This window comes from Pseudoalteromonas prydzensis (assembly GCF_011050055.1).
In the GTDB taxonomy this organism is placed as follows: domain Bacteria; phylum Pseudomonadota; class Gammaproteobacteria; order Enterobacterales; family Alteromonadaceae; genus Pseudoalteromonas; species Pseudoalteromonas prydzensis_A.
In genome coordinates, this window is sequence record NZ_DRGM01000100.1 from 1 (window position 1) to 5152 (window position 5152).

5 protein-coding genes are annotated in these 5152 nt (G+C 38.2%); 1 reads left to right on the plus strand and 4 read right to left on the minus strand.

Annotated features, from left to right (window positions below):
- Nucleotides 1-629: 629 nt before the first annotated feature.
- On the minus strand, nt 630-1217 hold the full coding sequence (locus tag ENH88_RS09345; RefSeq protein WP_304181932.1) for a DUF411 domain-containing protein: 588 nt from the start codon (nt 1215-1217) through the stop codon (nt 630-632).
- 296 nt (nt 1218-1513) lie between these two features.
- Here ENH88_RS09345 and lnt point away from each other — a divergent pair, with 296 nt between their 5' ends.
- Nucleotides 1514-3082: an apolipoprotein N-acyltransferase gene (gene lnt / locus ENH88_RS09350; protein ID WP_068039556.1), complete on the plus strand. Its 1569-nt coding sequence runs from the start codon at nt 1514-1516 to the stop codon at nt 3080-3082.
- A gap of 186 nt (nt 3083-3268) precedes the next feature.
- Here lnt and ENH88_RS09355 read toward each other — a convergent pair whose 3' ends face one another.
- From ENH88_RS09355 to ENH88_RS23205, 3 genes are all read right to left on the minus strand, one after another.
- Complete coding sequence (locus ENH88_RS09355) at nt 3269-4195, minus strand: cation diffusion facilitator family transporter (RefSeq protein WP_201572546.1); 927 nt, start codon at nt 4193-4195, stop codon at nt 3269-3271.
- 245 nt (nt 4196-4440) lie between these two features.
- Nucleotides 4441-4635 carry a hypothetical protein gene (locus ENH88_RS09360; protein ID WP_140412949.1) on the minus strand — a complete coding sequence of 65 codons (195 nt, stop codon included), beginning with the start codon at nt 4633-4635 and terminating at the stop codon, nt 4441-4443.
- Between the two features lie 356 nt (nt 4636-4991).
- Nucleotides 4992-5141: a plasmid partition protein ParG gene (locus ENH88_RS23205; protein ID WP_414704825.1), complete on the minus strand. Its 150-nt coding sequence runs from the start codon at nt 5139-5141 to the stop codon at nt 4992-4994.
- Nucleotides 5142-5152: the final 11 nt, after the last annotated feature.

Sequence of the window (5152 nt, forward strand, 5' to 3'; positions counted from 1 at the left end):
AAGCTGTTGCAAATCAAGCTGCTGGCCAAAACACAAAGCCGACTTTAGCATAGGCTGTTTAGCCTGTCATCACCCTTAAAAACCCCAAAAATACTTTTTTGATGTTGAAAAAATTGCTAATATTCCACATTTTACAATGTAAGCTTGTGTAACATATACAGAATATAGCTGACTAAATTGACAACAATTTCTACTGTTTTATAAGCAAAAAAACGTCTGAGGGTTAAATCTAAATTATAGATTTAACCCTCAGACGTTTTTTTATTGGATGAAGTAATTACCCTATATAGGGTCTAACTAATTATTAAGATAATATAATAATTTATAATATTAATATAGATGTTAATTCCCTACTGGCTTATGTAATATTACGTAATTGTTTCGATACATCCTGTATATTCTTGTATTAACCCTTAATTATTTATCTATTTTAAGGGTTAATAACCGATAAATCCGCTTACATTGTCATCAAAAGTTACAAATTCAAAGTTATTTTTGCTTTTAAAGTCGCAATAGCTAATGATTTTTTTGATGAAGAATCATTTTATAAGCAATAGAACAGTCTTATACCTGCCTCATTTACTTTTAACGCTAACACTATAATCAAAGTATTCTTAACTGCTAACACACTATAATTGCTGCTCTACCGATTCAATATCAGCATAAACTTGGGTCGTCCCGTCTTTATTGAGCTGCATAACCTGATAGGGCATGAATTTATTTTGATACTCCATACCTGGGCTACCAATAGGCATGCCAGGTACGGCAAGACCCATAGCTTGTACTGGCGGATTTTCTAAAAACTGCGCCATATATTTAGCGGGTACATGACCTTCAAAGACGTAACCATCCGTAGTGACTACAGTATGGCAAGAACGCATTTCATTTGGAACGCTGTAGCGCTCTTTAAATACGGCTAAGTCCGCAACATCTTGCGCGGTTGCACTTAGACCATTATCTTCTGCATGACTTATCCATTCTTTACAGCAGCCGCAATTGGCATCTTTATAGACAGTGGCTGATACGTTTTTTAGTAAGTCTGGTTTACTTACTGATGTCATCATAGAATTATTTATAACGTTTGGTTCAGCTGTCTTTGGAACAGCCAAAACATCTTCAGTTGATGCCGATGTTGTGCTTGCATCAGATACGCCACTACTCGGTTGGCTACAAGCAAATAGTGATGAGGCGGCAAGTAATACTAACGTACTACGCAACCCCTTAGACAGATAACGATTGAATATAAGACTGGATTTTATTTTTAAGGGGGTCATAGTGCTCTCTCATGTACTGTAGATATTGTGAGCTATAGAAGGTCAAGTAACACTTCATATCGTTTGGTAATGTAGCATAATAACCCATCAAACGGAGTACGTAAATTTATCCATTGAGCAGTGCGGACTGGTATCATAAGCAGTTTTCATTTTGAAATGCTGCCTGTAGTATTAACAGGTCTATCCGAGTTTTGGATTTTGACTAAAAATTCAAAACTCATAATTTTGGATAATTTGCGATGCGCCTGTCTACTATTAATCTACAAAAGCGTTTGAGTACTCACTCAAATCAATTACCGCTATGGTTTACGCTAGTAGCAGCATGGCTTGCAGGGGCTATTTTTTTATTTGCGCTAGCGCCTCATGGGTTCTGGCCGCTAGCAATAGTGTCACCAGCGATTTTATATGCGCTGTTGGTACCAAATATGAGTGGTCGTCGCGCTTTTATTATCGGTGAAGCTTACGGTATGGGGCTATGGTGCGTCGGCGGCTTTTGGCTCTATACTGCCATCCATGATTATAGCGATACTCCAACGTGGCTCGCATTGATTATGATTGGATTGATGGGTCTCGGTATGGGACTGTTTCATGGATTTTTAGCACTAGTCTTTAACCGTATGGTAGGCAAACAACCCTTTTCATTTGCTGCTCTTTGGGTGCTACAAGAATGGTTAAAAACTTGGTTATTCACAGGCTTTCCGTGGCTGTTTGTTGGTTATGCGTTTACTGAAGAGTATTGGTTATCGTCCTTAGCACCCGTTGCTGGTGTTTTTGCCGTCTCTTTTGTTGCCATACTATTGGCTGCAAGTTTAGTAGAGCTACTGCTTCGGCGCAGTAGTTATGCCGTCGTTTCTGTACTGTTATTGGCCATTAGCACATCATTATGGCTGGTCAATCCGCAATGGACAAAACCTAAGGGCACACCTGATCTGTCAGTGTCATTGATTCAAGGTAATATTTCACAAGATATAAAGTGGCTGACGCAATATCAAGTAGAAACGCTAAAGATTTATGCGAAGTTAACGCGCACTGAGTGGGGACGTGATGTGGTGGTGTGGCCTGAATCATCTATTCCGATGTTTCAGGATGAGGCTGCGGGCTTTATTAGTGAAATGATAGAAATGGCCAATGCGACCAATACGACATGGATAACTGGTATCCCTTATAAGGATAAAGCGGCATTCAATGCCAGTACGGATAAGTATCCCCCATTTTACAATAGCGTGATTGCTCGAGGTGTAGAAGCGGAAGGCCTATACAAGAAGCAGCGTCTAGTGCCTTTTGGAGAGTATATTCCATTTGAAGGCGTGCTCGATATTTTCCCAAGTTTGGCCGGTAGTCAGGATATTAAGAGCTATAGTCGTGGTAGTGATCAGCAGTCACCGCTAAAGGTGCGTGAACACAATATAGGGACGGCTATCTGTTATGAGGTAGCTTATCCAGATACCACGCGTAAAAATGCCATCGATACTGACTTTTTGTTGACCGTCTCTAACGATGCCTGGTTTGGCACTTCAGCAGGACCATTGCAACATTTGCAAATGGTACAAATGCGCGCGCTTGAGAACGGGCGCTGGTTTATTCGAGCGACCAATACTGGTGTTACCGCTATCATTAACCATAAAGGTCGTATTGTAAAACGCGCACCGCAGTTTGAGCGTACTGTACTACGTGGTGAGATACAGGCACGGGTTGGTAACACGCCCTTTATGCTTATGGGAAATTATCCTATCTTGATAATAATAACCCTGTTATTACTAATAAGCTATTTTGGCAAAGGTCTAACCACACTTAGAAGACGAGGGTAATAGTAAACTTAATCATAATAATTTAATCAGCGTAAGTTTTTTATTTTTTCTAGGTAACGTCCTAACGCACGTAAATATAAAAGTTTTAAACTATTGATCACATAAGAACTGATTGAAAAAATTATGTTGACATAAGGCACGCGCCTCATACTTAAAAAGAGATAGCTATATACGGTCTATCATCTTTTAGTTGATACTTTCATTTAATGCACGCGATTTTTGATTGTCATCTGCCTTAGTACCAAATTCAATAGTTGCATGTTGTATATTCTGATGCGCCAAATCTTCCTTGATGTTTTCTTTCATAGTAATAGTCTCTTCAAACGTTATATCGGTCTTCGGTACAATATGAACTGTAAGAGCATTCTCAGTGGTACTCAAAGCCCAGATATGTAAATGATGAAAGTTTTGAATAAAATTATAGCTCTCTAAGATAGCAGTGATTTTACTGAGATCAACATTTTGAGGTACTCCGTCGATAGCAAGCTTGATACTCTCTTTTAGTAGACCCCAAGTCGATAACAGTATAACGACTGAAATAATCAAGCTAACTAGAGGATCAACGATATTCCAACTTGTATAGTAAATAATAATGCCCGAGATAACGACACCTAAAGAGACCAATGCATCTACCATTAGATGCAAGAAAGCACCTTTGATATTAATATCGTCTTTTTGACCTTTGTAGAATGCAAAAGCAGTAACAGTATTTATAAATACACCTATTAGAGCTGTAATAATAATAACTTTTCCTGCAACTTCCGGTATCGTATCAAATCGACCCAAGGCCTCATACGCAATACCTATAACGATTGTAACTAACAATATGGCGTTAATAAGAGACGCCATTATAGAAGCTTTTTTGTAGCCATAGGTATAAAGCGTAGTAGATGCTTTCTGTGCTAATTTCATTCCAATTAACGAGATTATTAAACTGGCAACATCACTTAAGTTGTGGCTAGCGTCTGCGATTAAAGCTAATGAATTAGTTGAATAGCCCACTATAAACTCGATGAGCGTAAATGCAGAATTTAGACCAATCCCAATATAAAAAGCTTTATTCATATTTTTAGGGTCTGGAGCTTGATGACTGTGGTTATCTGAATTACTCATAATTTACCCTTGTTTAGGTTGCTGCATTTTATTAAAGGTAGAAAATAATTTTATTGCATATCTTCTATATTGCACAGTCAATATTGCTCTAATACCGTAGACACACTTATTGTTATCAATAAACTGAGCCACAACTGGATTGTATGTCCTATCTCTCCTTGGGCGAAAAAAGCGGCTTTTACTGTAATCTAACTGGCTTACGTAAGCTTCTTATTTTCACGTTCAAGCTCTTTAGTATGTGTAGCTTAGTCTTGAATGTTGGTTAGTATGGTTTCATTAGTGCGCTTTTTATGACATGACCACAATGTTCCAAAAGTAGATTCTATTTTCAGTACTATAACTTGAATGGTTGACCACATAGAGGTGTAATCGTTTAATGCTTCAATCAGCATGCGAACGGCGCGTTTTTTAATCTCAGGAGTGTAGGTTTGTCTTTTCATTGTCGTATTCTCTCAGAAAGTTGAGTCTCCGACAATCTCGGGGCGGTTCAGAATAATGATGGGGCTAGAAGCCCCTTATATTTTGTGTAACTTAAATCGTTATTGAGTACGCTTTGATTAAGGGCAATATACCTTAGCACTGCTAACCGTTTTTGGTTCTATTATATGGTACTGATATAGGAAACAGTGCTTGTTTTGCCATGGGCATTTTTTTTGCAGCTTGCTTCTACGTCTGGCTTAAGAAAACAAGCATCTGATGATACTAGAAAGGTACACAGCGTTCGATGATATATATAGTTTTTTGAGTTTTTTATACATATCCTTTTTTTAGGTATAGAAAAACGAATTTTTTATACCTATCGCTCAACCAATTTTTCCTCAATCATTTCAGTCAACAACTCAGTCACCGTTTTTCGGCTTTCAAGCGCGTACCGCTTGAGCGCAATGTGTTTATCTTCATCTAAATTAAAATTCACGCGTACCGTCTTTTTGGGACTGTCCGTCACATCCGATAAAG